At 36.3% G+C, this 25,829-nt stretch carries 24 protein-coding genes; 15 read left to right on the top strand and 9 right to left on the bottom strand.

The window, feature by feature from the left end:
- Nucleotides 1–2,069 (bottom strand): hypothetical protein (locus tag ACTB0X_RS09625; protein ID WP_463024799.1); only part of this gene is annotated, 2,069 nt, incomplete at its 3' end.
- 338 nt (nt 2,070–2,407) lie between these two features.
- Here ACTB0X_RS09625 and lepA point away from each other — a divergent pair.
- The 7 genes from lepA (at nt 2,408) to ACTB0X_RS09590 (ending at nt 9,808) form a co-directional block, all read left to right on the top strand.
- Complete coding sequence (gene lepA, locus ACTB0X_RS09620; RefSeq protein WP_463024798.1) at nt 2,408–4,204, top strand: translation elongation factor 4; 1,797 nt, start codon at nt 2,408–2,410, stop codon at nt 4,202–4,204.
- Between the two features lie 82 nt (nt 4,205–4,286).
- Entirely contained in the window at nt 4,287–4,772 is a 486-nt protein-coding gene (locus ACTB0X_RS09615; protein ID WP_463024797.1) for an RNA polymerase sigma factor, read from the top strand.
- Entirely contained in the window at nt 4,772–5,821 is a 1,050-nt protein-coding gene (locus tag ACTB0X_RS09610) for a hypothetical protein (RefSeq protein WP_463024796.1), read from the top strand. Before ACTB0X_RS09615 ends, ACTB0X_RS09610 begins: the two co-directional genes overlap by 1 nt.
- Before the next feature lie 62 nt (nt 5,822–5,883).
- The gene (locus tag ACTB0X_RS09605; RefSeq protein WP_463024795.1) at nt 5,884–6,717 is read left to right on the top strand and encodes an outer membrane beta-barrel protein; all 834 of its coding nucleotides are present in this window, start codon (nt 5,884–5,886) and stop codon (nt 6,715–6,717) included.
- Between the two features lie 122 nt (nt 6,718–6,839).
- Entirely contained in the window at nt 6,840–8,384 is a 1,545-nt protein-coding gene (locus tag ACTB0X_RS09600) for an acyl-CoA carboxylase subunit beta (protein WP_463024794.1), read from the top strand.
- Nucleotides 8,385–8,471: 87 nt separating this feature from the next.
- Nucleotides 8,472–9,134 (top strand): response regulator, encoded by a 663-nt coding sequence (locus ACTB0X_RS09595; RefSeq protein WP_463024793.1) that lies wholly within the window; start codon nt 8,472–8,474, stop codon nt 9,132–9,134.
- 68 nt (nt 9,135–9,202) lie between these two features.
- Nucleotides 9,203–9,808 carry a thioredoxin family protein gene (locus tag ACTB0X_RS09590; RefSeq protein WP_463024792.1) on the top strand — a complete coding sequence of 202 codons (606 nt, stop codon included), beginning with the start codon at nt 9,203–9,205 and terminating at the stop codon, nt 9,806–9,808.
- Between the two features lie 114 nt (nt 9,809–9,922).
- Here ACTB0X_RS09590 and ACTB0X_RS09585 read toward each other — a convergent pair whose 3' ends face one another.
- Both ACTB0X_RS09585 and ACTB0X_RS09580 read right to left on the bottom strand, forming a co-directional pair.
- Nucleotides 9,923–10,162, bottom strand: a complete 240-nt coding sequence (locus tag ACTB0X_RS09585; RefSeq protein ID WP_463024791.1) for a hypothetical protein — start codon at nt 10,160–10,162, stop codon at nt 9,923–9,925.
- A 137-nt stretch (nt 10,163–10,299) separates the two neighbouring features.
- Nucleotides 10,300–10,971 carry a hypothetical protein gene (locus tag ACTB0X_RS09580; protein WP_463024790.1) on the bottom strand — a complete coding sequence of 224 codons (672 nt, stop codon included), beginning with the start codon at nt 10,969–10,971 and terminating at the stop codon, nt 10,300–10,302.
- 162 nt (nt 10,972–11,133) lie between these two features.
- Between ACTB0X_RS09580 and purD the strand changes: the two genes are divergently transcribed.
- On the top strand, nt 11,134–12,408 hold the full coding sequence (gene purD / locus ACTB0X_RS09575) for a phosphoribosylamine--glycine ligase (RefSeq protein WP_463024789.1): 1,275 nt from the start codon (nt 11,134–11,136) through the stop codon (nt 12,406–12,408).
- A 57-nt stretch (nt 12,409–12,465) separates the two neighbouring features.
- On the opposite strand, the gene ACTB0X_RS09570 is transcribed toward purD, so the two are convergent.
- Nucleotides 12,466–12,651: a DUF6341 family protein gene (locus tag ACTB0X_RS09570; RefSeq protein WP_463024788.1), complete on the bottom strand. Its 186-nt coding sequence runs from the start codon at nt 12,649–12,651 to the stop codon at nt 12,466–12,468.
- A gap of 81 nt (nt 12,652–12,732) precedes the next feature.
- Between ACTB0X_RS09570 and ACTB0X_RS09565 the strand changes: the two genes are divergently transcribed.
- From ACTB0X_RS09565 to ACTB0X_RS09550, 4 genes are all read left to right on the top strand, one after another.
- Nucleotides 12,733–13,716 (top strand): hypothetical protein, encoded by a 984-nt coding sequence (locus ACTB0X_RS09565; RefSeq protein ID WP_463024787.1) that lies wholly within the window; start codon nt 12,733–12,735, stop codon nt 13,714–13,716.
- Nucleotides 13,717–13,776: 60 nt separating this feature from the next.
- A complete protein-coding gene (gene purQ, locus ACTB0X_RS09560) occupies nt 13,777–14,469 on the top strand; it encodes a phosphoribosylformylglycinamidine synthase subunit PurQ (protein WP_463024786.1) in 693 nt (230 codons plus the stop codon).
- A 171-nt stretch (nt 14,470–14,640) separates the two neighbouring features.
- Nucleotides 14,641–16,587 (top strand): tetratricopeptide repeat protein, encoded by a 1,947-nt coding sequence (locus tag ACTB0X_RS09555; RefSeq protein WP_463024785.1) that lies wholly within the window; start codon nt 14,641–14,643, stop codon nt 16,585–16,587.
- 512 nt (nt 16,588–17,099) lie between these two features.
- Entirely contained in the window at nt 17,100–17,588 is a 489-nt protein-coding gene (locus tag ACTB0X_RS09550; RefSeq protein WP_463024784.1) for a hypothetical protein, read from the top strand.
- A gap of 102 nt (nt 17,589–17,690) precedes the next feature.
- Here ACTB0X_RS09550 and nadD read toward each other — a convergent pair whose 3' ends face one another.
- The 5 genes from nadD to ACTB0X_RS09525 all read right to left on the bottom strand — a co-directional run bounded on the left by nadD (nt 17,691) and on the right by ACTB0X_RS09525 (nt 21,982).
- Nucleotides 17,691–18,266, bottom strand: a complete 576-nt coding sequence (gene nadD, locus ACTB0X_RS09545) for a nicotinate (nicotinamide) nucleotide adenylyltransferase (RefSeq protein WP_463024783.1) — start codon at nt 18,264–18,266, stop codon at nt 17,691–17,693.
- Nucleotides 18,267–18,268: 2 nt separating this feature from the next.
- Nucleotides 18,269–18,835: a guanylate kinase gene (gmk, locus tag ACTB0X_RS09540; protein WP_463024782.1), complete on the bottom strand. Its 567-nt coding sequence runs from the start codon at nt 18,833–18,835 to the stop codon at nt 18,269–18,271.
- A 3-nt stretch (nt 18,836–18,838) separates the two neighbouring features.
- Nucleotides 18,839–19,714, bottom strand: a complete 876-nt coding sequence (locus ACTB0X_RS09535; RefSeq protein WP_463024781.1) for a YicC/YloC family endoribonuclease — start codon at nt 19,712–19,714, stop codon at nt 18,839–18,841.
- A 137-nt stretch (nt 19,715–19,851) separates the two neighbouring features.
- Entirely contained in the window at nt 19,852–20,640 is a 789-nt protein-coding gene (locus tag ACTB0X_RS09530) for an alpha/beta fold hydrolase (protein ID WP_463024780.1), read from the bottom strand.
- A gap of 52 nt (nt 20,641–20,692) precedes the next feature.
- Complete coding sequence (locus tag ACTB0X_RS09525; protein ID WP_463024779.1) at nt 20,693–21,982, bottom strand: aminopeptidase P family protein; 1,290 nt, start codon at nt 21,980–21,982, stop codon at nt 20,693–20,695.
- Nucleotides 21,983–22,220: 238 nt separating this feature from the next.
- Here ACTB0X_RS09525 and ACTB0X_RS09520 point away from each other — a divergent pair, with 238 nt between their 5' ends.
- From ACTB0X_RS09520 to ACTB0X_RS09510, 3 genes are read left to right on the top strand one after another with little or no spacing between them, the layout of a single operon-like run.
- The gene (locus ACTB0X_RS09520) at nt 22,221–22,994 is read left to right on the top strand and encodes a succinate dehydrogenase cytochrome b subunit (RefSeq protein ID WP_463024778.1); all 774 of its coding nucleotides are present in this window, start codon (nt 22,221–22,223) and stop codon (nt 22,992–22,994) included.
- 33 nt (nt 22,995–23,027) lie between these two features.
- On the top strand, nt 23,028–25,034 hold the full coding sequence (locus ACTB0X_RS09515) for a fumarate reductase/succinate dehydrogenase flavoprotein subunit (protein WP_463024777.1): 2,007 nt from the start codon (nt 23,028–23,030) through the stop codon (nt 25,032–25,034).
- Nucleotides 25,035–25,061: 27 nt separating this feature from the next.
- Entirely contained in the window at nt 25,062–25,811 is a 750-nt protein-coding gene (locus tag ACTB0X_RS09510) for a succinate dehydrogenase/fumarate reductase iron-sulfur subunit (protein ID WP_463024800.1), read from the top strand.
- Nucleotides 25,812–25,829: the final 18 nt, after the last annotated feature.

The raw sequence follows: 25,829 nt of genomic DNA, 5'->3' as shown, positions 1-25,829 counted from the left end.
ACACTATCCAACCCTTCACAACCTGATGGGCTAATTAATCGGAATTTGTATTCACCACCTTTGTTAATCATCAACTCGTCAATGGTGTCATTCACTAATAATGAATCGTTGTAATACCATTCAATTTTGAATTTGCTCGTATCATAATCATAACCAGAAGTCAATGTGTACTCATATCCTTCGCAGATTAAAGAGTCATTACCTAAATCGACAGGATACTCGTCAATTCGATCAATGTAGAATGTATCATTAATGGTACAAGGTAAAATGTCTACCTTAAAGATATACTTTCCATTGGCAGGAATCTGCAAAGAATCCGCAATTCCAATAATGTCACCTTTAGGTCCTTTCCAAGTAAACGTATTTACATCAACTCCCAATGGGATCAATGAGTCCATTTTGATCAGTGGATACGGATTAATGTTACAGAACTCAAAATCAGGAATCTCTACATAAATGGTCAAGTTTTCTTGAACAAAAAGGAAGTCTTTTGCTTGACATCCACTGTAATTTAAGTCAACTCCCCAATATCCAGTAGTGTCTGCCATTTGATTGTACTCTGTTCCCAAAGAATCTTCGGTGCCATTTACACTTCCTTTGTAGAACCATTGGTAAGTTCCACCTTCAATCGGAGCATTCAAAATCGGGAATGGATTTTCAGGATTACAATAAATGATGTCCTCACCCATGTCAATTTTTAAGTTATTTTTAACATAAATATCAATCACTGTAAATTCTGGAATATTAATTCCACACGCAGTTTTCCAAGTGTTAAAGTCACTCCCTTTTTTAATATATGCCTTAACAACTCCACCTGGTTCACCATTTAAGAAACCACTAGGTAAGCCGATTGGTTCAAAAAGCTTCACTCGTAATTTTTTTGTTTTTAATCCTTTACATCCGTCAATTGGGTAGATAGAATCGATCGCGTAAATGGTGGGAGGTGTGGTTGTGGTATCAGAAATTCTTAAATCGGAACCCGTAATTTCAACTGTAGAACATAAAATATCGATGTCTAATTCAATGTCGAAATACATAGCCGCGCAATCCACCACAATTAAGTTGGGGTTTTTACCAGTGTAATTGGTGGGGTAATTGGAAGAATCAATACTTGTGTTAGTAAACGTTGGATACTCGTCATTACAAATTTCACCAAAAACGATCCTTAAGTCACGCATGATAGTACCACGTAATACTTTTTTCTTTTTGGTAACAATTGAATTATCAGGTAAAGTATCTGTCCATAAACTGTCTTTCCATTCTTCCACTACATAGGCAAACGATCCTTTGAATATTTGTGCTGGAGTAAATTTCATGATTCCTGTTTGCACATCCACTTTTACTGGTCTTTTAACTACAGGTAGTGGATCGTTTCCAGTAAAGCCAGGAGCATAGGCAACTTGGGATCCAAGTGCTATAAGTGACGGTGTAATGAAATAAGCCAAGGAATCCCCATCAGGGTCAGTGGCACTTAAATCAAATTCATATTCTCGACCGACACAAAAAGATTGTACTGGTTCGTCGTTGTTAAATACAGGAGAATTGTTATAATAGGTGATTGGATTACCAGTATTCGTGTAGAGTATTCTATTATTGAAGGTGTTTTCCACATAAAAAGTTTCTTGACTAGCATGATTGTCATTTCCAGGTCGAGCGGTTTGATTCCATGAGACAGACCAGAATTCACAAGGGCCAGGCAATTCTATGGTGTCTCTATACAACCATTCTTCCGTACAAGGTTTGATATCATCTAGGATACAGTTCGATCCTTTTTTGATTCCACCACCATTACCATAAATGGTGTCTTTTAAAAATTTTGGAAAGGGTGGAAAATTGACAGTACCAAAACAAGTGGAGTACACTTTTACTCCTAAGGTGTTCGGCTCACCTGCAGTATTTGGTCCGCAATCCCTATAAAATCTTAGAGTGACTTCTATTCTGTATGGATTTAAAGAGTCGATTTGTTTAATGGTAATGTCACCTGCAGCTACGTGAGTTGCATTGGCCGTGTTCGGTGCAAAAAAAGCCAATAGAATGGCCGTTAATGCTGAATAGATTAACTTTTTCATACTATAAATAATGTTAGGTTATGTAGTTTATCCACTGGAAACCGAATGGCCAGTTCGTTTTCAATCTTATTTGTGGGTAATTTCATAATCAAGACGCTTTATAATTTGAGATGGTTGCATCTAGCATTTTTGAATCATAAATTGTTAACCATTTATTTAGTATTTTAATTCACTCTTAATCAGTAAATAATAAGCAACTATAAGGCGCTAATTTTTAGAGTTTGATTCACTTTTTGATCAAAAAAAGACTCCAATTAAATAACTCAATTCGATAATTTTTGATGGAGGTAATATACAAGGCTCAAAAAAGGTAAATTTGCGCTCAATTAATTTTACACATGGAGCACATTCGTAATTTCTGTATTATCGCACACATCGATCACGGCAAAAGCACGCTTGCCGATCGAATGTTACAACAAACCAACACCATTACTGAACGAGAGATGCAAGCCCAAACACTCGACGATATGGATTTGGAGCGAGAACGTGGAATTACCATTAAGAGTCATGCCATACAAATGGATTATGAGCAAGAAGGAAAACACTATACGTTGAACCTAATTGACACTCCGGGACACGTTGATTTTTCTTACGAAGTATCTCGATCTATTGCTGCTTGTGAAGGAGCATTGTTAATAGTTGATGCAGCGCAAGGAATTCAAGCACAAACGATTTCGAATTTATATTTGGCTTTAGAGCATGATTTAGAAATTATACCTGTTCTGAATAAAATCGATTTGCCATCTGCTAATCCCGAGGAAGTTAAAGATCAGATTGTTGATTTAATTGGCTGTAAAAGAGAAGATATTTTAGTGGCTTCAGGAAAAACAGGTTTTGGAGTCGATACCATTTTAGAAGCAATAGTAGCAAGAGTGCCTCATCCAGTGGGTGATCCAAATGCACCTTTGCAAGCACTTATTTTTGATTCTGTTTATGATAATTTTAGAGGGATCAATGCTTTCTTTAAAGTAGTTAACGGTCAAATTAAAAAAGGAGACAAAGTAAAATTTGTAAACACGGGCAAAACCTATGATGCAGATGAAATAGGCACCTTAAGATTAAAGCATCAACCAAAAAGTGTAGTAAAGACTGGTGATGTAGGTTATATTATTTCTGGAATTAAAGTAGCGAAGGAAGTAAAAGTAGGAGATACCATTACTACTGTCAACAATCCTTGCGACAAAGCCATTCAAGGTTTTGAAGATGTGAAACCAATGGTGTTTGCAGGAATCTACCCCGTAGATACTGAGGAATATGAAGAGTTAAGAGACGCAATGGAAAAATTGCAATTGAATGATGCTTCCTTAACATTTGAGCCGGAATCTTCTGCTGCACTGGGTTTTGGTTTTCGATGTGGTTTCTTAGGAATGCTCCACATGGAAATTATTCAGGAACGGTTAGAGCGGGAATTTAATATGACTGTTATTACAACAGTTCCCAACGTTTCTTACCACGCCTTTTTAGTAAGAGATCCTGAGAAAATGATTTTAATCAACAATCCTTCTGACTTACCCGAATCGACTATTTTGGAAAGGGTAGAGGAACCATTTATTAAAGCTCAAATTATTACAAAGTCCGATTTTGTTGGACCTGTAATGAGTTTGTGTATTGATAAACGTGGAGAATTAAAAAATCAAGTTTACTTAACTCCTGAGCGTGTTGAATTAACTTTTGAAATTCCATTGGCGGAAATCGTTTTTGACTTTTACGATAAATTAAAAACCATTTCAAAAGGATATGCTTCTTTTGATTATCACCCAATGGGGTATAGAGAATCTAAGTTGGTAAAAATGGACTTATTGCTAAATGGCGATCAAGTAGATGCCTTGTCTGCGTTGATTCATAAAGACAAAGCATTTGACTTAGGGAAACGAATCTGTTTAAAATTGAGAGAATTGTTGCCACGTCAGCAGTTCGACATTGCGATACAAGCAGCTATTGGAGCCAAAATTATAGCTAGGGAGTCTGTAAAAGCATTAAGAAAAGATGTAACTGCTAAATGTTACGGTGGTGATATTTCTAGAAAGCGAAAGCTATTGGAAAAACAAAAAGCAGGTAAGAAAAGAATGCGTCAGATTGGAAACGTAGAAGTGCCACAAAACGCATTTATGGCAGTTTTGAAGTTGGATGATTAAAAGCCAAAAAAAGTTTTTCTTTTTGCTGTAACATTTTTATTACCTTGTTCGTCACACTGACATAACCGGCCAACCAAACCGAATGAACAAGTCTCAATACAACGAAAGTGTATCCCTTTATTCCGATAATATTTATCGGTTTATATTGAAGAATATCAGAGATGCTGAAAAGGCAAAAGATATTGTTCAGGATACCTATGTAAAGTTGTGGGATAAAATTGATACCGTAGATTTTCAAAAAGTAAAGTCCTATTTATTTACTGCAGCATACCATACATTAATTGATGTGGTGCGCAGAGATAAAAAACAAACGACTTTCGGTGAAGTTAATTTTAATGAATATGCCCATTCAGATGGGTATTCTGATTTAAAAGAAATTCTAGAGGAAGCCATTTCGAAATTGCCAGAGATTCAACGAAGTGTAGTAATGCTGAGAGATTATGAAGGCTATTCGTATCAAGAAATAGGAGAGATATTAAACTTGTCCGAATCGCAAGTGAAAGTGTATATCTTTCGAAGCCGAAAGTTTTTGAAGAATTATTTAGTCAGTGTAGAAAATTTGATGTGATGGAGAAAGTGACGAAATACAATTACGAAGCATTCTTTTTAGATTTCTATGAAGGAAATTTAGACGCCATTCAAAGTGAAGAATTACTTGAATTTTTAAAATTGAATCCTGATTTAAAAGATGAATTCGAGGAGTTTGAGCAAATTGTTTTGCCCAATGAAATCGTAGTATTCGATTCAAAAGAAGTACTATTTTCAACTGATAAAGGTTTTCAAGCTTCCATTACTACTGATAATTTTGAATCGTTTGCGATAGCTAAACTTGAAGGGCTTCTTTCTAAAGATAAGTTGAACGAATATGCTGTCTTTGTCGGTAACCATCCAGAATTGAAGGTTATTGATGAGAAATATCAGTCTACTATTTTGCCAACTGAAACCATATTATTTCCAAATCAATCGCAACTCATTCGAAAGAAAAAATCCATTTTAATTTATTTATACTCGGCCTCTTCAGCTGTTGCAGCCGCACTTTTGATTTGGTTTTATTTGTTTAATCCCGTTCAAGTTTATGACTATAGAACGATTGGAACCAATAGTGAAGATCAAGTATTGAAAGAGATTACATTTATTTCAAACAATAAGAGCTACTCAGCGAATGACAAAGCAGTGACTTCTATTTCCCAAAAAACACCGAAGGTAAAAGAAGTCAAGATAGCAGAGAAAAAGGGAGCTAGTACTCCTGTTATAGAAAGTGCAGATAATGATCCTATAAAAATTGCAGAACAAAAGAATGAGGCGAATAAGCCCACCTTTTCGGCAATAGAAGAAATGGAAGTGATCCAAATAGATGAATTAGCGGCATTGGAAAATAGTAAGCCGAATGTTATTGTTGCTAAAGAGTCTGTTCGGGCCAATAAAACAATGCATACTCCAATGGAGAAGCTTAGAAAAGAGGTGCTCAATGACAAGCCAATTATTGAGGCGATAGCAGATGAAATTACGGCTGCTACGAATGATAAAATAAAAGTGAAAGCAGTAAAAGGCTTAAATAGAAAAATTGAAGAATTTGCGCTGCAGATCGGAAATTTTGGAATTTCTAAAAAATATTAGAAATGAGCTGTAACATTATTTAAAGTTCATTCGTCCCAATTTTAAACACAAACTTTAAAACCATGAAAAAGATATTAATTATTGCCACAGGATTTCTATTTACAATATCAGCCATGGCTGCTGAAATGGATACCACTAAAATCACATTAAAGAATAAAACCATTTTGATTATCGGAGACGACACTTCGGACATTATACTAAGTGATACCACTTCCTATTCCTTCAAAAAGAAAAGAAACACTAGAGATAGCCACTGGGCAGGTTTCGATTTAGGAGTAAATGGATTCTTAACAACAAGTGGATCTACTGCTTTAGACCCCAAAGATTCTTTTTTAGACTTGAACTATTCAAAATCAGTAGTGGTGAATTTAAATCCATTTGAAAAATACATTCCCATTAGTGGAGATCGTTTTGGGATCTTAACTGGACTTGGTTTTCAGTTTAATAGCTACGATTTAAAAACAGATAATAAATTGACTGTTTTGCCAGGGACAGACTCTACGAACAGCCAAATAAGTTCTTTCAGAGATAGTGCCAACATGGCCTCTATCAATAAAAATAGATTCAAGGCAACTTATTTAACTGTTCCGATATTGTTAGAATATAATGATGGGAAATTGGCCAGTAAAGGATTTCATTTTGCTGCGGGAATGGTGTTTGGATATAGAATTGGATCTAAAAATAAAATGAAATATACCACTCCTTCAGGGAACAATAGAAAAGATAAATACAGAGACGATTTTAATTTAAATCCATTTAGTATGGCTCTGACTACTCGATTTGGAATAGGTTGGGTTAATCTTTTCGCAACATATAATGTAACAACTTTATTTGAAAAGAATAAAGGGCCGGAATTGTATCCTTTCACCGTGGGAATTACCCTAATAGACTTTTGATTATAACAGTCAACTTTAACACTAGCCGATGCAATTTATTTTGCATCGGCTTTTTGTTTTAAAATAAATTCGAATAAAAAAGCGGATTTCTATACCTTTGGTCAACAAAAAAATCACACATCATGAAGGGAAGTTTTGAAGAATTAGATCGAAAAATAGCTGAAGCCAAATTGGGTGGAGGAGAAAAAAGAATAGAAGCTCAACATTCAAAGAACAAATTGACTGCAAGAGAACGAATTCATTTTTTATTAGACGAAGGTTCTTTTGAAGAAATAGGGATGTTGGTGACACATAGAAGCACCAATTTTGGCCTTGACAAACAAGTGGTTTTAGGTGATGGTGTAGTGACTGGATATGGAACTGTTCACGGTCGATTAGTTTATGTGTTTGCACAAGACTTTACTGTTTTAGGTGGATCATTGGCAGAATCTCATGCTGAGAAAATTTGTAAAATCATGGACCTCGCAATGAAGAACGGAGCTCCAGTTTTAGGGTTGAATGATTCTGGTGGTGCTCGAATTCAAGAAGGGGTTGTTTCATTGGCAGGATATGCAGATATATTTTATAGAAATACTAAGGCAAGTGGAGTAATTCCACAATTGTCTGCTATTATGGGGCCATGTGCAGGTGGAGCGGTTTATTCTCCAGCCTTAACTGACTTTATTATGATGGTGGAGAAATCATCTTATATGTTTGTGACAGGACCAAACGTTGTAAAAACGGTCACTCACGAAGATGTATCATCTGAGGATTTAGGTGGAGCATCTGCACATTCTACAAAATCAGGGGTGACACATTTTACATATGCCAATGAAATCGCATGTATTAACGGATTGAAACGATTACTTTCCTACATGCCACAGAACTGTGAAGAGAATGCTCCTTCATTGCCTTATGATTTTAAAGGTTCTGAGAAGCGAGAAAAATTAAATACCATTATTCCAAAAAACTCCAACCAGCCTTATGACATTAGGGAAGTCATCAATGGAGTGATAGATTCAGATTCATTTCACGAAGTACACAAAGATTTTGCGGAAAATATTGTGGTTGGCTTCGGTCGTTTAGCTGGAAAGTCAATCGGAATTATTGCCAATCAACCCGCATTCTTAGCAGGAGTTTTAGACATAAATAGCTCTAATAAAGGTGCGCGATTCGTGCGTTTTTGCGATTGTTTTAATATTCCAATTTTAGTGTTTGAAGATGTACCAGGATTTTTGCCAGGAACTGATCAAGAATGGAATGCAATTATCACTAATGGTGCTAAATTACTTTATGCATTCAGTGAGGCAACAGTGCCTAGGATTACTGTAATTACTCGTAAAGCATACGGTGGCGCTTATGATGTGATGAACTCTAAGCACATTGGTGCAGACATGAACTATGCATGGCCAACTGCTGAAATTGCAGTAATGGGCGCCAAGGGTGCAGCTGAAATTATTTTCAAGAAAGAAATTGCAGCAGCAGCAGATCCAGTAGCTAAACTAGCAGAGAAAGAGGCAGAATATGCTGAGTTATTTGCGAATCCATACAATGCAGCAGCTCGCGGTTATATTGATGAGGTGATCAAGCCGGAGGATACTCGTGAAAAATTGATCAAAGCATTTAAGATGTTGGAAAACAAAGTGGAGGTATTGCCTAAAAAGAAGCACGGAAATATTCCACTTTAAATAGTTTACACTGGTCAATTAATTTAAAGGGATGAACTTAGACTCTTGTCGAAGAAATAGCTATATTTATCTCAAATTTTGATCACTTTGAAAACTAAAACACGAATAATAGTAGTTGATGACCACCAATTAGTTCTGGATGGATTGGCTTCTATTGTGAAAGAAATCGAAGAAATAGATTTATTGGCTACAGCATCTAATGGAAAAGAAGGGTTGAAGCTCGTTGAGGTTTTGAAGCCCGATTTGGTGCTAACTGATATCGATATGCCAATTATGAATGGCATAGAATTCACTACGATATTAAAACGTGACTTTCCCGAAATAAAAGTTATCGTGCTCACCATGCACAGCGAACCATCTTTAACAAAAAAGTTGATGGAGTTGGGTGCAGATGGTTATTTGCTCAAGAATGCAGATTGCAAAGAATTGGTGGAAGGTGTGTTGAAAGTTGCCTCAGGGAAGTCTTATTTTTCAGCAGCGGTAACTCAATCTCTTTTAAATGATGGGAAAGTGGTTACTTCCTCTTTTGCATCGGAAACTGAAACGGTTATTTTATCTCGATTAACTTCAAGAGAAGTTGAAATTCTAAAAGCTATCGCTGAAGGTTATTCCAATAAGGAAATTGGGGATAAATTGTTTATTTCTCACCGTACTGTAGATACTCACCGCACTAACTTGATGAAAAAGTTGGAGGTACACAATATCGCTGGTCTGATTAAATTTGCGATAAAAAGTGGGCTGGTCTCTTAAAAGTTCGATTTGTTATCACATTTCGGCTTAATAATTGTTTAATTTTCGGTAATTCAAAAATAAAAATCATGAAAAAGATAAAGAATACAGTATTGGCCGCCCTTTTATTAGTTGGTATTTCCTCATTTGTACTTTACGATTCCTTAGAAATCGGTGCAAAAGCGCCTATGGCAACTTTAAAGATGAAAAATACAAATGGGCAAATGGTAAGCCTTAATGATGTAAAAAAAGAAAATGGCTTGTTGGTGATGTTTACTTGCAATACCTGCCCATTTGTGAAAGCATGGGAAGATAGATACACAAAGATTCAGAAAACTGCCGCAGAAAAAGGGATTGGAGTTATTTTAGTAAATTCAAACGAAGGAAAAAGGGACAAAGATGACTCCATGGAAGAGATGAAAAAGCACGCTTCTGACAAAGGATTTACTGCTCCCTATGTAGTAGATACAGATTCAAAATTGGCAAATGCTTTTGGAGCCGCTACTACGCCACATGTTTACTTATTTAACAAGGACTTTAAGTTGGCTTATGTTGGAGCGATTGACGATAATTATAAAAGTGCTGGAGATGCAGATAAGCATTTCTTGATGGATGCAATCAACAATATGGCAGCGGGAAAAACTATAAACCCAAATGAAACAAAAGCGTTAGGTTGTAGTATTAAGCGACCATAATAATATAACTCTTTTAAAAACAATAGAATTTAAGCGTTGTCGAAAGATGACGCTTTTTTTTATGAGAAAAAATTAAAGAAGATTGTAATTCTAAATATTGATATGGGGGAAACTTTATCTTTCTTCAATCCATTCACCTCGGTGGGGAATTAATGCGTCTCTAACCATCAATAAATTTTCTTCGGATACATCGATGTGTGCAATGGTGTGAAATTCGGTCATTTCAATAATGCCTGTTTGTACCGGAGAGATGGAGTGCTTCTTGGCGAATTCGTCTAAATGGATGGCGTGGTGTTGAGCGATAGGCTTAGATTCAGCTCCTCTAAAATCCCAAATCATTCGGATGGTTCTCATATCAATTAAATATTTAAATGTGCTAAAAATGAAGATTCAAAACAACGCTTTTAAACAGTATAAATGAAAAATACCAAGCTACTTATAAATAGAGCTAAAGAGGTACGAATTTGGCTCATTTTAGAAGTTAATCGGTATCATTGATTGCTCAATAACATGTTGTGGTGAAATTCATTAATTGCTAACTCATGCACATAAGGATACAAGAATGCATCTCTAAATTCAGAATCACTTTTGTATAATGTGTAATGAGAAATTCGGGTATATCCTTCAGGAGTTGTGGACATAATCATCCATTGTTTTCCTTGCGTTTTTCCTCCATTTACATAGCTGTATTCTATGGTGTGGTTTTCTTCTGAAAGTTTGGTCACTTCAAATGCAACAGCCAAATTATAAAGGCCTTTTAATAGCTTAAGATTTACATAAAATACTTGTCCAATCTCAGCGCCTTCGTATAAATCATTTTTATATGAAATATGGTTTGATTTTTTAGAAATGAGACAGCCAAAATTGAGCATTTTGCCATTCCAAGATTTTGCAGGGCTGGTAGAGTTGTAGGATGCCCAAACTTCTTCGATTGGTTTTTTTATCAAATAACTTTGAAGGTGCTTTTTGTATGATTTATTGTCTGCTAAAGAATAACTGCCTTTTACATCTTCAAAATTAATGATCTTATTCTCCTTCTGTCTATTGATAAACTCCCTAACCTTTTTAAATTTTATTTCTTTAAAATTGATAGACAGTATGTTATCTTGAGCTGTTGCACAAAATGAAATAGAAATAATACAGAAGATTAGAAGTGCTTTCATATATTCGAATGGCAAGTATACAAAAATTATGGAGGGTAGTTCCATAGTGTTAAAATCAAGGAATGTTAATAGGAGGAATAAAACTGATTTTCGTGATAACTTAGGTCAACTTTAAGGTGTGAAAAAGCGGTCGATTTGGTTTCTTTGTAAAAAAAATAGATAATGCGAGTATTAGTTTTAGGATCTGGAGGTAGAGAGCATGCTTTTGCGTGGAAAATTGCGCAAAGCAAACAATTGGACAAATTATTTATAGCGCCAGGAAATCCGGGTACAGCTGAATGTGGAACCAATGTAGCTATTTCAGTGAATGATTTTGATGGAATCGCTGAATTAGTAAAAAAGGAGAAAATAAATCTAGTCGTTGTTGGTCCTGAAGATCCATTGGTGAATGGTATTGCAGATTATTTTGAGTCTAAAGAAGAATTAAAATCGGTTGGTGTAATTGGACCACATAAAAATGGAGCCCAATTAGAAGGAAGTAAGGATTTTGCCAAAGAGTTTTTAATCAATCACAACATACCAACAGCCCGTTACCAGTGTTTTTCTGCAAAAGACTTGAAAGCAGGTTACGACTTTTTAGAAACCTTAAGTCCACCGTTTGTCTTGAAAGCTGACGGTTTGGCAGCTGGAAAAGGAGTAGTGATTCCTGATAATTTAGCCGACGCAAAGCGAGAGCTGAAAGAAATGTTGGAGGATCAGAAATTTGGAGAAGCTAGCTCAAAAGTAGTGATTGAAGAGTTTTTAAAAGGAATTGAAATGTCAGTTTTTGTGATGACTGATGGAAATAGCTATAAAATTTTGCCAGAAGCCAAAGATTATAAAAGAATTGGCGAAGGGGATATGGGATTGAATACTGGTGGAATGGGAGCAATATCTCCTGTTCCATTTGTTGATGAGGTGTTGATGCAAAAAATAGAAGAGTGTATTGTAAAACCATCAATTTCTGGAATTAAAAAAGATGGATTAAAATACAAAGGCTTTTTGTTTATTGGATTAATGATAGTAGACGGAGAGCCTTTTGTAATCGAGTACAATGTGCGCATGGGTGACCCAGAAACGGAAGTGGTGTTGCCAAGAGTAAAATCTGATTTGTTAGCTCATTTTTCTGCTGTTGCGAATGGTACATTGGATAAAGAAACCATAGAAATTGATGATCGGTCAGCAACAACTGTCATGTTGGTTTCGGGTGGTTATCCTGAAGCATACGAGAAAGGAAAGGTGATGATGGGAATGGAAAATACCACGAATTGTTTATTGTTTCATGCAGGAACGGCTATGAAAGGAAATGAATTGGTGACAAATGGTGGTAGAGTAATGGCGGTTACAGCTTATGGCTCAAACATGAAAGAGGCGTTAGCATTGTCATTTGATAATGTTCAACGAGTTGTTTTTGATGGGAAAAACTATAGAAAAGACATCGGTTTCGATTTGATGTAAACGAAAAAAGCCTTCGTTCATTGAACGAAGGCTTTTAAAATATCTAATCTAAGAAGTTTACTCGATTGAGCCTTCTTGTTTTGCTTTTTTCTTGTACTTCACTAACTCCATCATCCAATAAACCAGACTAGCAAAAATCACCAATATAAAAATTACATTAGGGATGTTTCCCAAAGGAGGTAAAATTTTAAAAGTTTCAGTTAATAAATCTCCTAAACCGTATACTATTTCATTCCAAGTCATAATCTATTGCTAATAAAATTCCTCACAAAAGTAAAAATAAATACTTTTAGAAAAAATGCTTTTAAAAGAAAACAGTAAATAATGATTTTTAATTTAATAAAATCACGACAGCCAATTAACTATATCCTTTTCCCATTGATAGTTATTGCGCTTTGGGTGCCGGCATTTTTAAGTGCTCCTCCTCATCAATTCAGTAATTTGATGCCACTTTACGAATTGTTTTTGAAGTTGGTTGGCGATGGAACTGTCTTTTCATTGGTCATTGGGATTTTATTGGTGGTGATTGAAGGATTTATTTTGAATTACATCATTGATTTACATAAAATTTTACCTGAGAGAAATAATTTAGTGGCATTTTTCTATGTGGTATTCTGCAGCATGCATCCTGCATTTTTATATCCCAATCCGGTTATTGTAGCTAATTTATTTTTGATATTAGCATTTGGGCAATTACTTAGAATCTACAATCAAAAAAATGTTTTAAAAGAAGTATTCAATGCAAGTATGTTGGTCGGAGTGGCTTCTTTGTTTTACTTTCCTTCCTTATTATTGATTATTCTGATTTGGGCTGCTTGTATCATCATTCGCCCTTTTGAGTGGAGGAACTACATTGTTTCTCTTCTTGGTCCAATTGCGATTGGGTTGTGGTTGGCTACTTATTATTATATGAATGACCGAATTCCGAAATTGATCTTGAAATACAGTGAATTCAATAACTATTCCGACGGTTGGACGATTTCAGGTTTTTCATTTTTCGTTCTAGCATTTCTACTCATTCTTGCTCTTGTCGCTTTTGGCTCATTACTCAGGGGGTTGAACAAAAATACAGTACGAGTTAAAAATCTATTGAGAATAGTAGTCGTTTATTTTGTCATTAGCGGACTGTCATTTTTCACCACCTCTCAAGATTTCTTTTCAACTTATTCATTAATGTTGGTTTCGTTTGCTGTTTATACTGCCAACTATTTTGATTATCTAAAAAGATATTGGGTAGGAAATGCACTAATTATTTTCTTGATTTTAATAGTTCTTTATAATAATTACCGTTTAGTGGGTTTGTTTTGATATTTCCTTTTGTTGCTCCAATCTTTTCGATTAATTTTGCGGCACACAAAAAAGAAAACTATGAAATTCGGTGTAATTACTTTCCCAGGTTCCAACTGTGATGAGGATATGGTTTATGTTCTAGAATCACTATTTAATCAAAAAGTAGAACGTCTGTGGCATAAAGATGCCGATCTAAAAGGAGTTGATTTTGTGATCTTGCCAGGTGGTTTTTCCTATGGTGATTACTTGAGAAGTGGAGCTATTGCCAACTACTCTCCAATCATGACAGAAGTAGTAAAACATGCTGAAAAAGGCGGTTATGTAATGGGCATTTGTAACGGATTTCAGATTTTGTGTGAATCTAAATTATTGCCTGGCACATTGTTGCACAACAACAATCAGAAGTTTATTTGCAAAAACATTCATTTGAGAGCTGACAACAATGGATCTATTGTTAATGCACACATTGATACGAAACAAGCATTAAAAATTCCAATCGCACATGGAGAAGGAAGGTATTTTGCCTCCGATGAAACCATTGCAGAATTGAATGCGAATAATCAGATTATTTTCCGTTACTGCGATGAGAATGGAAACATATCAGACGAAGCCAATCCAAATGGATCAATGGAAAATATTGCAGGTGTTTGCAATGCTGGAAAGAATGTATTTGGAATGATGCCTCACCCAGAAAGAGCAGCTGATGCTGAGTTGGGTAATGTAGATGGTGCATTGATTTTCGAATCTATTTTAGGATTGATCAACGCTTAAGAAAATTACCTTTTGAATTTGAAGTCTATTTGAGCAGCTTCTCCTTATCAATTTGAGAAAGTAGTTGTTTCAATGGTTAGCGCTGTGTGATTTTCAAAAAAATACGCTAATTTGGGTCTCGTTAAAGTAAGTTGTTGATGTTGTGCTCAGCTGAAAATATTGATTCTAAAAATGGCCCAAAAATCTACCAGTAGGAAGTCTAGACCAGAGAAAAAGAGCATCCCGAGTACGGTTGCTCAAGATGCTAATTCCAATAAGAAGTGGTTAATTGTTGGTGCGCTAATTATAGCTGTTGTAACTTTTATCACTTTTCGTGGAGCATTAGATAACGATTTTGTAGATTGGGATGATTACGCATATGTGATCGAAAACGATTTGGTTCGTTCCACATCAGATATGGATGCTTTTAAACAGGCAACCAAAGCCAAAACAACCATTGTAAATAAAGCACCGGCTCCGTTACAAACGACAGTAGGAGATGTTTTCCAACGGATTGTTTCTTTAAACTATCATCCGCTGACTGTTCTGACTATGCGCTGGAATAACAATGTTTGCTCAGATTGTTACGAAGGGATTTCTGCAAAGCCATTTATTAAGTGGAATATAATACTCCATATTCTCAATAGTATTCTTGTATTGCTTCTAGTGTATTGGTTAAGTCGTAATAATATTTTGGCTAGTGTTGTGGTTGCTTTGCTATTTGCGTTGCATCCCATGCATGTGGAGTCTGTCGTTTGGGTATCCGAGCGGAAGGATGTGTTGTACACTTTTTTCTTTTTAGCAGCTTTGTTGAGTTATAGTAAGTACTTAGACCGACAAGAGTGGAAATGGTTAAGCGTTGCATTTGTGTTGTTCATTCTGTCTTGTTTGTCTAAAGCGATGGCGGTGGTTTTACCAATTGTGATGCTGTTGATGTGGTTTTGGAAGGACAACTCTAAAACACCTTTTGAATCTTTGAAAAAGACGTTGCACCCTCGAACTATTCTACATACCCTTCCTTTTTTTGGCGTTGCATTGCTGTTTGGTTTAATTGCTGTTGATGTTCAAAGTGGAGGAAACTTTCATGGACTGTTCGAGAAAGGGTCAAACACTATAGCAATAAATGATTTTGATACTTTTTCTATCCTTCAGCGCTTTCAATTTGCCAGTTATGGATTTTTAGAATACGTCATAAAGTTTTTTACTCCAACCGATTTAAGCACATTCTATCCCTATCCGGACCAATCGACCTATGATGCAAGTCTATATTTTAAAATTGCACCACTAGTGGTCGCTATTATTATGGGATTGGTCTTTTTCAGTATCAAATTCACAAAAAGTGTTGCGGTGGGCATGGGCTTTTTTGTGGCTACCGTTATTTTAGTATTACAATTTGTTTCAGTGGGCACGGTGATTATGGCTGATCGATATTCTTACCTGCCTTATATCGGATTGGCGTTTATGTTCGTGATGTTGATTCAAGAATATATGCCTAAAAGTAAGCAGCAGGTTACTTACATTGGTATGATTGGGTTGACTTTACTGTTCATTCCGATTACAATGAAACAAGTAGAAACCTGGCAAAACAGTGAAACGCTTTGGACCACTGTGATAGAGTTGAATAAAACGAAGGATGGAGTTTATCAACGGAAAATAGAGCAGCCTTTAAGTAATCGAGGAAATTATTATGGCAAGCGATCAGAGCGAGCTCGATCAGCAGAAGAAGCTAGGATCTATATTGATAAGGCATTTAATGATTTTCAAATTGCAGCGCAATTAGGCACAGAGCGCCCTGAAGTTTATGAAGGGATAGGAAATGCATATGGCATGAAAGGAGAATTCGCTAAAGCATTAGAAAATTATTCGATCGCATTAAAGTTTGCTCCAAAAAGAGGTTCCATCTATTTTAACCGAGGAGTGACTTATAGTATTTTAAAAAACCCTGAAATGGCTATACAAGACTATAATAAAGCGCTTCAATATACTCCTGAAATTGCACCTCAAGTTTATACAAATAGAGGTTTAGCTTATATGGAATTGGGTCAGAATGAGGCTGCAATTACTGATCTCAAAAAAGCGCTGCAATACAATCCCAACAATGAAATGGTGAAGGGTTATTTGAAGCAGTTGGGGCAGTAAGAATTAGTTAAGAATTTAATTCTAACTAATAAAAAGAAGAGTAAATGAAGATTAGAATACCATATAATTTTTACCTGATAATAAGCATGATCATTGCATTTGCTTATATACCCATTTTGTTGTTTGGAATTAATCCGAAACTATTGTATTTAATTGTTGGCACCCTAATTTTTTTGTCGGTAACCTTTCTTGTAAGTAATTATAAAATCCAAAATGTTAGTATTGTATTTTTTGTTGTATTACTGCTTGTTTTATTTGGATTTTATAATATTGATTTAGATCTGTATATGGAATGGGGGACTTGGAAAGAAAGTTATTTGGAGTCAAGCTTAAATCGTGTTGCTTTAACAACATTCATTTGTCTTTCAAATGCATTTGTTATATCAGTTTTTGTTGGATTTTTACCAAGAGGAAATATCTCGAGACTCCTGATTTTAATATGGAATCGTATAGTTAGACTTTACGACCATATACGGGGTCGGTTTATGTGATTAATAATAGTTGTTTGTGATATGGACTTTCTACTAAAAATTAAAGAATGGCAATTATTTATATTGCTGGTAAACTATTGGGTTGCGAGTATATTTATACCATTAGACTTACTAGTAATAAATATCTTATTAGTATTAAACCAAGTTTTACTTTTTGGTTGGTATTATTCAATAGTCATCAAATTAAATACTGTTCTTAATTTAAAACTTAAATATATTAGCTACTTTAAAGTAGCTCTAATTTATATTTTAACTTTTGTGCTAATTGAAGTGTTTTTCACTGGGAGTTCTTTCTTTGAATCGGTATCTTGGAGGTATCCGGCATTTGTAAGTTACATTCTAACTTTGGTGTTTGTTACTTCTTGTTTTGGTAAGGCTGAAAAAAGCAAAGGCTTAAAAACTACTGACAGTTTTTTAGTCTTTATTCTATTGTTTTTATACCCAATAGGAGTGTTTTTTATTTCAAAGAAGGTAAAAATTATGCTTGGTTATAAGATTAATGAATCTTGAAATGATTTGATTCTTGTTTGTAATTATAAATGATAATCGATGTCTTGACCCTGAAAGGGTCGCACGTAGTTTTGTGAATTATTAGAGAAAATAAACTAGTAGCTATTTATACAACCCCATATCATCAATATACGCAGCTACATCTTTCGGCATATAGTGGTTGACATTCTTTCCTTCTTTAATGGCTTTTCTAATAAAAGACGAACTAACCTTCATGATAGGAGCATCCACATAAGTGACCTTGAAATGGTTTCTTAATTCACCGCCATCATTGGCTTCCATTCTTGGGTAAACATAGATTTCGTGATGTTCTAAAATGTATTCGTGGTTTTTCCACTTGTGAAAGGAATTGAGGTTGTCTGCACCCATAATTAGTGCAAATTCATGCTCAGGAAACTTCTCTTTCAAGTAAGCCAACGAATCGGATGTATAGTTGGGTTGAGGTAGCCTGAACTCGATGTCAGAGCCCCTCAGTCGCAAATCGTCACCGATGGCTAGGTTGACTAAATGCAATCGGTCGAAATCTTTCAGCATGGACTCTTTTTGCTTGAATGGATTTTGTGGAGTCACCACCATCCAAAGTTGATCCATGTCAGTATATTCTACCATATAGTTGGCAATAACCATGTGTCCAATATGAACGGGGTTATAGGTTCCAAAAAAAAGTCCAATCTTCATGATTAATCGATAAAATTACGAACCAACGATTTTGCTTCTTGACAAGCTTCTTCTAAATGTTCATTTACTAGAATTACATCAAATTGGTCAGCAGTTTTCAATTCTTCTTCTGCTTTTCCAATACGTTTCGCCAGGCGATCTTCAGTCTCAGTGGCTCGTCCTCTCAGTCGTGCTTCTAATTCCTGAATGGATGGAGGCATCACAAAAATGGCCAATGCTTTCTCACCAAAGTATTTCTTAAGGTTTAAACCACCTACCACATCTACATCAAAAATCACGTGATGTCCTTCTTGCCAAATGCGCTCTATTTCTTTCTTCAATGTGCCATAAAAGTGGTCGGTATACACCTCTTCCCATTCGATAAACTCATTTCGATTGATTTTGTTTTTGAAATCATTGATGGATAAGAAATAATAGTCCTTTCCATCGGTCTCGTTTACTCGTTTTTCACGCGTACATGCAGAAACGGAGAATCGCAATGCTTTTATTTCTTCTAATAATCGCTTTACGATGGTAGTTTTACCTGCACCAGAAGGTGCTGAAAATATAATGCATTTGCCTTCTTGCATGCGCTATAGGGTGTTTAAAACTTGTTCTTTAATTTTTTCCAATTCATCTTTCATCGCCACTACCAACTTCTGAATGTTGGAGTCGTTTGCCTTAGAACCAAGAGTATTGATCTCTCTTCCCATTTCTTGACTTATGAAACCTAGCTTTTTACCTTGAGCTCCTTCTTCATTCATGGTGTCAATGAAGTATTCACAATGTCCTTTCAGTCTCACTTTTTCTTCTGTAACGTCGAATTTTTCCATGTAGAAAACGAGTTCTTGTTCCAAACGATCTTTGTCGTAATTGTCTGCACTGATCAGTTCATCCAAATGCTTGGTGATTCGCTCACGAACAGTCTTTATTCTATCGTCTTCGTATAACTTAACGTCTTCCAATAATTGAGCGATGGTCGTTACACGTAGCGTAAATTCTTCTTTTAAAATATCTCCTTCTTGCTGACGGAAAGCTTCCATTTCTTTTACTGCATCTTTAATGACAGCCAATACTTCTTTCCACTCGTTTTCGTCTAGCTCTTTCGTTTCAGTCACCATTACGTCTGGCAAACCACAAACCAATCGAATTAAATCTGAAGGATCGGTATCGCCCAACTCAGTTTTTAAATTCTTCAATGTGTGGTAGTGAGACTTGAAAAGTTCCTTATTGATGCTCAAACGACTCGAATCATCTTGGTTTTCTGTGGTCAGCATTAGGTCCACTTTTCCGCGTTGCAATACATTGCTTAACATGGAACGAACTTCCAATTCTTTTTCTCGGTAGATGGATGGTAGCTTTACATTTAAGTCCATTCCTTTGCTGTTTAGCGATTTAACCTGAACAGTAATTTTAGTGCTTCCTAAATCTTTAGTGGCTTTACCATAGCCTGTCATTGATGTAACCATATACCTTATTGTAATTGAGCGGCAAAGTTACAATTTCTCGGTGGTATATAGGAATAGGGTGGATTTGATGTTAAAATTGAATTTTCAGATCTGTCTTTTTCTCCAGTTTTAAATAGGTTGCATTAAATAATTTGTAGTTAAACTCCTTTCAAAAAGCGCATTAACAGCGTTTCAAAGACCAGTCGATCTTCTAGGAATGGCATATGTCCGATATTTTCTAAAATCTCCAATGTGCAATTATCGGGCAGTTTGCTTTGCTCCTGTAGCCATTCAACTGGAATGATGGCGTCCTTTTCTCCTGCGATAATCAATACTGGATAAGGAGCAAACTTCAATACAATCTCTCTTTCATAGCGATCCCGCATTCCGCTTAGCGCTGCTATGGTTCCTTGCACACTGGTTTCATGGGCCATCTTTTTTATTCTATTGATAGCTCTGGTGTGTGCATGAATCTCTTTATAAAATAAAGGTGGAATGGCGGCTTCTACAAATAATCTTTTCTTCGTTTTTACCAATTGAATGGCTTTTGTTCGGTCTATCTTTTTCTCTTTGCTGTCGGCACGCGCATTACTACAAACCATGCTCAGGGAATACATTTTATCTGCATGTTTTTCTGCGAAAGCCAATGCTACATAGCCGCCCATGGAGTGCCCAATGATGTGGCATTTTCTCTTGTTGAGGTGTTTTATCAATTCATTGACCACGTCTGCCATCAAATCCATGGAATGAACATAGCCCAAACAAGGCGTGTCTCCATGACCTGGCAAATCAATCGCTACCACCATAAAATTCTTCGAAAGAAATCGGGTGGTATGATTCCAGATGGATTTGTTTTCTAAAAATCCATGAAGCAAAATAACTAAGGCGCCTTTTCCTTGGGCGCTGTAACTAATTTCTTCGTTCTTATATGTAAACGTTTTTTGCATAAAAATAGGGAGCATAAAAATATGCTCCCTTTCTTAATAAATCAATTGTTTTTTATGAATTCATTGCAGCTTCAATGTCATCTGCTTCTATTGGAATGTGCGCCATTAGGTTTTTCAATCCATTTTCAGTCATTAAGTAATCGTTCTCTAATCGAATCCCTAAACTTTCTTCACGGATATAAATACCTGGCTCAATAGTAAATACCATTCCTGCTTCAAGCGGAGCCGTCCAACTTCCTACATCATGCACATCTAGTCCAATGTAGTGTGAAGTTCCATGCATGAAATACTTCTTATAAGCTGGCCAATTTGGATCTTGGTTGTCAATGTCTTCTTGCGTGATTAGACCCAATTTGATCAATTGCTTTTCCATCATATGTCCCACTTGTTCGTGGTAATCTGGCAACGTAATTCCTGGTTTTAGAATGGATTCGCAACCTTTCATTACTTCCAAAACAGCATTGTAAACTTCTTTCTGTCTAGTTGTAAATTTTCCACTTACTGGGATAGCCCTAGTTAAGTCAGAAGCGTAGTTGCCATATTCAGCACCTACATCCATTAGAATCACTTCGCCGGCCTTGCATTCTTGGTTGTTTTCAATGTAATGCAATACACAAGCATTAAATCCAGAAGCAATAATTGGTTCGTAAGCGAAACCTCTTGAACGGTTGATTAAAAATTCATGCATCAATTCCGCTTGAATTTCATATTCCATAACACCTGGCTTGATGAATTTCAAAACTCGGTCGATAGACTTAGCAGTAATGTTACAAGCTATTTGCATGGCATCTATCTCTTTCGGCTCTTTTACACTTCTTAGGTAAGACAGAATTGGAGCAGTTCGCTCATAATTGTGCAATGGATATTCTTTCTGACACCAGTCACGGAATCGGTCATCTCTAGTTTGCACAGGATTGCTCGCTCTCAAATGTTCGTTGTCTGATAAATAAACATGCTCTGCTTCGAAAATCATCGTCTTGAAAATCTTCTCAAAGTCTTCTTTCCAATATACCGTCTTAATTCCAGAAGTCTCAAATGCTTTTTCGTCAGTTAATTTCTCACCTTCCCAAATCGCAATTTCAGGACTCGTTTTCTTTAAGAACAACACTTCTCTATGTTTTGGATTAGGACAGTCAGGGTATAACACCAAAATAGACTCTTCTTGGTCCACACCAGAAAGGTAGAATAAGTCATTGTTTTGCCTAAAAGGCATCGTTCCATCTGCATTGGTTGGCATGATGTCATTCGAATTCAATATAGCAATCGCATTCTTTTTCAATCTTTTGACAAATTTGGCTCTGTTTTTTACAAACAGGCTAGCGTCGATTGGTAAATATTTCATGTAACTAGAATTTTTCGTGTTCCTACAAAGATACCAAAGCACGGAACGTTGCACGAATTAAACGTGGATTAATTTCTCACTTAAAAACTGAACTAAATCGTCACTAAAGCGTTACATTCCCCACTATTAAGAATCTGTCTAAATAAAATATTAAACTAAACGAATATTGTTAGAAAGGTGTTAAGGATTTACCTTTGCACCTCTTAAATTAAATTTAATTCACATAATAAAGTTCTATATGAGCGAATCAAAAGGGTTATTAAAGTCGCACATCGTCAAGAAGTATTGGATGGCTTTTACTGGTCTATTCTTAATCCTCTTTCTTACGGGTCACTTAGCTGGAAACCTACAGCTATTTATGTCTGGTTATGCAGGTCAATTGCAATTCAATGAATATGCAGTATTTATGACTACTAATCCGGCAGTAAAATTGTTGTCTTATGTTACCTATTTGAGTATCATTTTTCACGCCATTGACGGGATGATGATCAGTATGGCGAACAGGAAGGCTCGACCAATTAACTATGCTTACAGTAAGCCGGAGAAGAATTCTATTTGGTCTTCAAGAAACATGGGAGTTTTGGGTACTATCATCTTAGTTTACATCGTGGTTCACATGCAAAACTTCTGGTACGTTTATAAGTTTGGAGAAACTCCATTCATGATGAATGAAGCTGGAACTGCTCCATTGTTGCAAGATGGAACTGCAATAGCAGGAGGCTTAGTTGAAAATGGCGCTGTTTTCTTAAACGGAGAAAATTTAGGAGTTGCAATGAAAGATTTGCACACCATCGTGGTAGACGGATTTACAAATCCAATCTTGGTTGGATTTTATGTTTTGGCAATGGCCGCTTTGGGCTTTCACTTGGTACACGGATTTTCTAGTGCTTTCCAATCATTGGGATTAAATCATCCAAAGTACAACCCAATCATTCAAAAAGTAGGTTACGCATATGCAATCGTAGTGCCTGCAATATTTGCATTAATTCCTGTTTACATGTACTTCATGTAATTCAAGAAATTATTCAACACAAAAGATTTGAAGATGAAAATAGATTCTAAAATACCAGAAGGTCCGTTGAAAGATAAATGGACCAATTATAAAAATAACATCAACCTAGTTAATCCAGCTAACAAAAGAAACATTGATGTTATCGTTGTGGGTACAGGTTTAGCGGGAGGTTCTGCTGCAGCTACTTTAGCTGAGCTAGGATATAACGTAAAAGCATTTTGCTACCAAGATTCTCCACGAAGAGCGCACTCAATTGCTGCTCAAGGAGGAATTAATGCAGCAAAAAATTACCAAGGTGATGGGGATTCTACTTACCGTTTGTTTTATGATACCATCAAAGGTGGTGATTATAGATCAAGAGAAGCAAACGTTTATCGTTTAGCTGAGGTTTCTGCAAACATTATTGATCAATGTGTGGCGCAAGGTGTGCCTTTTGCGCGTGATTATGGTGGGTTGTTGGACAACCGTTCTTTTGGTGGAGTATTGGTTTCACGTACTTTTTACGCCAAAGGACAAACCGGACAGCAGTTATTGCTTGGAGCTTATTCAGCAATGAACAGACAAATTGCGAAAGGTAAAATCGAAATGTTTAACCGTCACGAAATGCTAGATGTAGTAGTGGTGGATGGTAAAGCAAGAGGAATTATTGCACGTAACTTAGTGACTGGTGAGATTGAAAGACATTCAGCTCATGCGGTGGTTATTGGTTCAGGTGGATATGGAAACGTATTTTTCTTGTCTACCAATGCAATGGGTTCTAATGTAACGGCATCTTGGAAAGTACACAAAAGGGGTGCTTTGTTCGCTAATCCTTGTTACACTCAAATTCACCCAACATGTGTTCCAGTTCACGGTACACAGCAGTCTAAACTGACGTTAATGTCAGAGTCGTTGAGAAACGATGGACGTATTTGGGTTCCAAAGAACCTTGAGGATGCTAAAGCTGTCCGCGAAGGCAAGTTGAAAGCGAAAAACATTAAAGAAGAAGATAGAGATTACTACTTAGAGAGAAGATATCCATCATTTGGAAACTTGGTGCCTAGAGACGTTGCTTCTAGAGCTGCAAAAGAAAGATGTGATGCAGGTTACGGAGTAGTAGCGAATGATACCAATGAAGGCGTATTCTTAGATTTTGCTTCTGCTTTCCAACGATATGGAAAACAAGAGGCACATTTGAAAGGAATTCATAATCCTACCAATGAAGAAATTGTGGAATTGGGAACGGCAATAGTAGCTTCAAAGTATGGTAACTTGTTTGACATGTACAAGCAAATTACTGCTGAGAATCCTTATGAAACTCCAATGAAAATTTATCCAGCTGTTCACTATACCATGGGTGGTGTTTGGGTGGATTATAACTTGATGACTACCGTTCCAGGGTTGTATGCAATTGGAGAAGCTAACTTCTCTGATCACGGTGCAAACAGATTGGGAGCATCTGCTTTGATGCAAGGTTTGGCTGACGGATATTTCGTATTGCCTTACACGATTGGTGATTATTTAGCGAGCGACATTAGAACAGGAAAAATCTCAACTGATTTACCTGAATTTAAAGAAGCGGAAGACAGCGTGAAAAGTCAGATTGATACCTTAATCAACAATAAAGGGAAACATTCTGTAGATTTCTTCCACAAGCAATTGGGCTTAATTATGTGGAACAAAGTTGGAATGTCTAGAACTGCTGAAGGTTTAAAGCAAGCCATCGAAGAAATTAAAGTGTTGAGAGAGCAATTCTGGAAAGAAGTAAAAGTGCCTGGAACTGCAGACGAAATGAACCAAGAATTAGAGAAAGCAGGAAGAGTTGCTGACTTCTTAGAATTGGGAGAATTGTTTGCAAGGGATGCACTGGAAAGAGAAGAATCTTGTGGTGGTCATTTCCGTGAGGAGCACAGAACTGAAGACGGTGAAGCTCGACGTGACGATGAAAATTTTACATATGTTGCCGCTTGGGAATATACTGGGAAACCATCAGAAGCAATCTTACACAAAGAAGAATTAATATTTGAAAATGTAGAACTTAAGACACGTTCTTATAAATAACATACGATCATGGCTACAGAAAAAGGAATGAATATTACATTAAAAGTTTGGCGTCAAAAGAATGGCCAAGCTAAAGGAGCATTGGAAACTTACGAGTTAACTGATGTGTCTCCTGACAACTCTTTCTTAGAAATGATGGACATCTTGAATGATCAAATCATTATGAAAGATGGAAGTCCAGTTGCATTTGACCACGATTGTAGAGAAGGTATTTGCGGTTCGTGTTCGATGTACATAAACGGAGAGCCTCACGGTCCTGCTCGTTTAGTAACGACTTGTCAGTTGCACATGCGTGAGTTTAAAGATGGAGAGACAATCTATGTGGAACCATTTAGAGCAAAGGCATTTCCTATTATTAAGGATTTAGTAGTAGATAGAAGTTCATTGGATAGAATTCAGCACGCTGGAGGTTTTATTTCTGTGAATACATCAGGAAATACACAAGATGCGAATTCGATTCCTATTGAAAAGGAAAAGGCAGATAAAGCATTTGATGCAGCAACTTGTATTGGTTGTGGCGCATGTGTAGCAGCTTGTAAGAATGCTTCTGCATCTTTGTTTATGTCCGCTAAGATTTCTCAATATGCTTTATTGCCGCAAGGACAAATAGAGGCAAAGAACAGAGTATTGGCAATGGTTAAGCAAGCCGAAGAAGAAGGATTTGGTCCTTGTTCTAACACTGGTGCTTGTGAGATTGAATGTCCTAAAGGAATTTCTTTAGAGAACATTGCAAGAATGAATAGAGAGTATTTGTCTGCTTCATTGACTTCGAAGTAAGTAATTACAAACGATTAT

The sequence above is a fragment of the Acidiluteibacter sp. genome, assembly GCF_055129545.1.
This window is presented reverse-complemented; position numbering and strand designations above follow the sequence as displayed.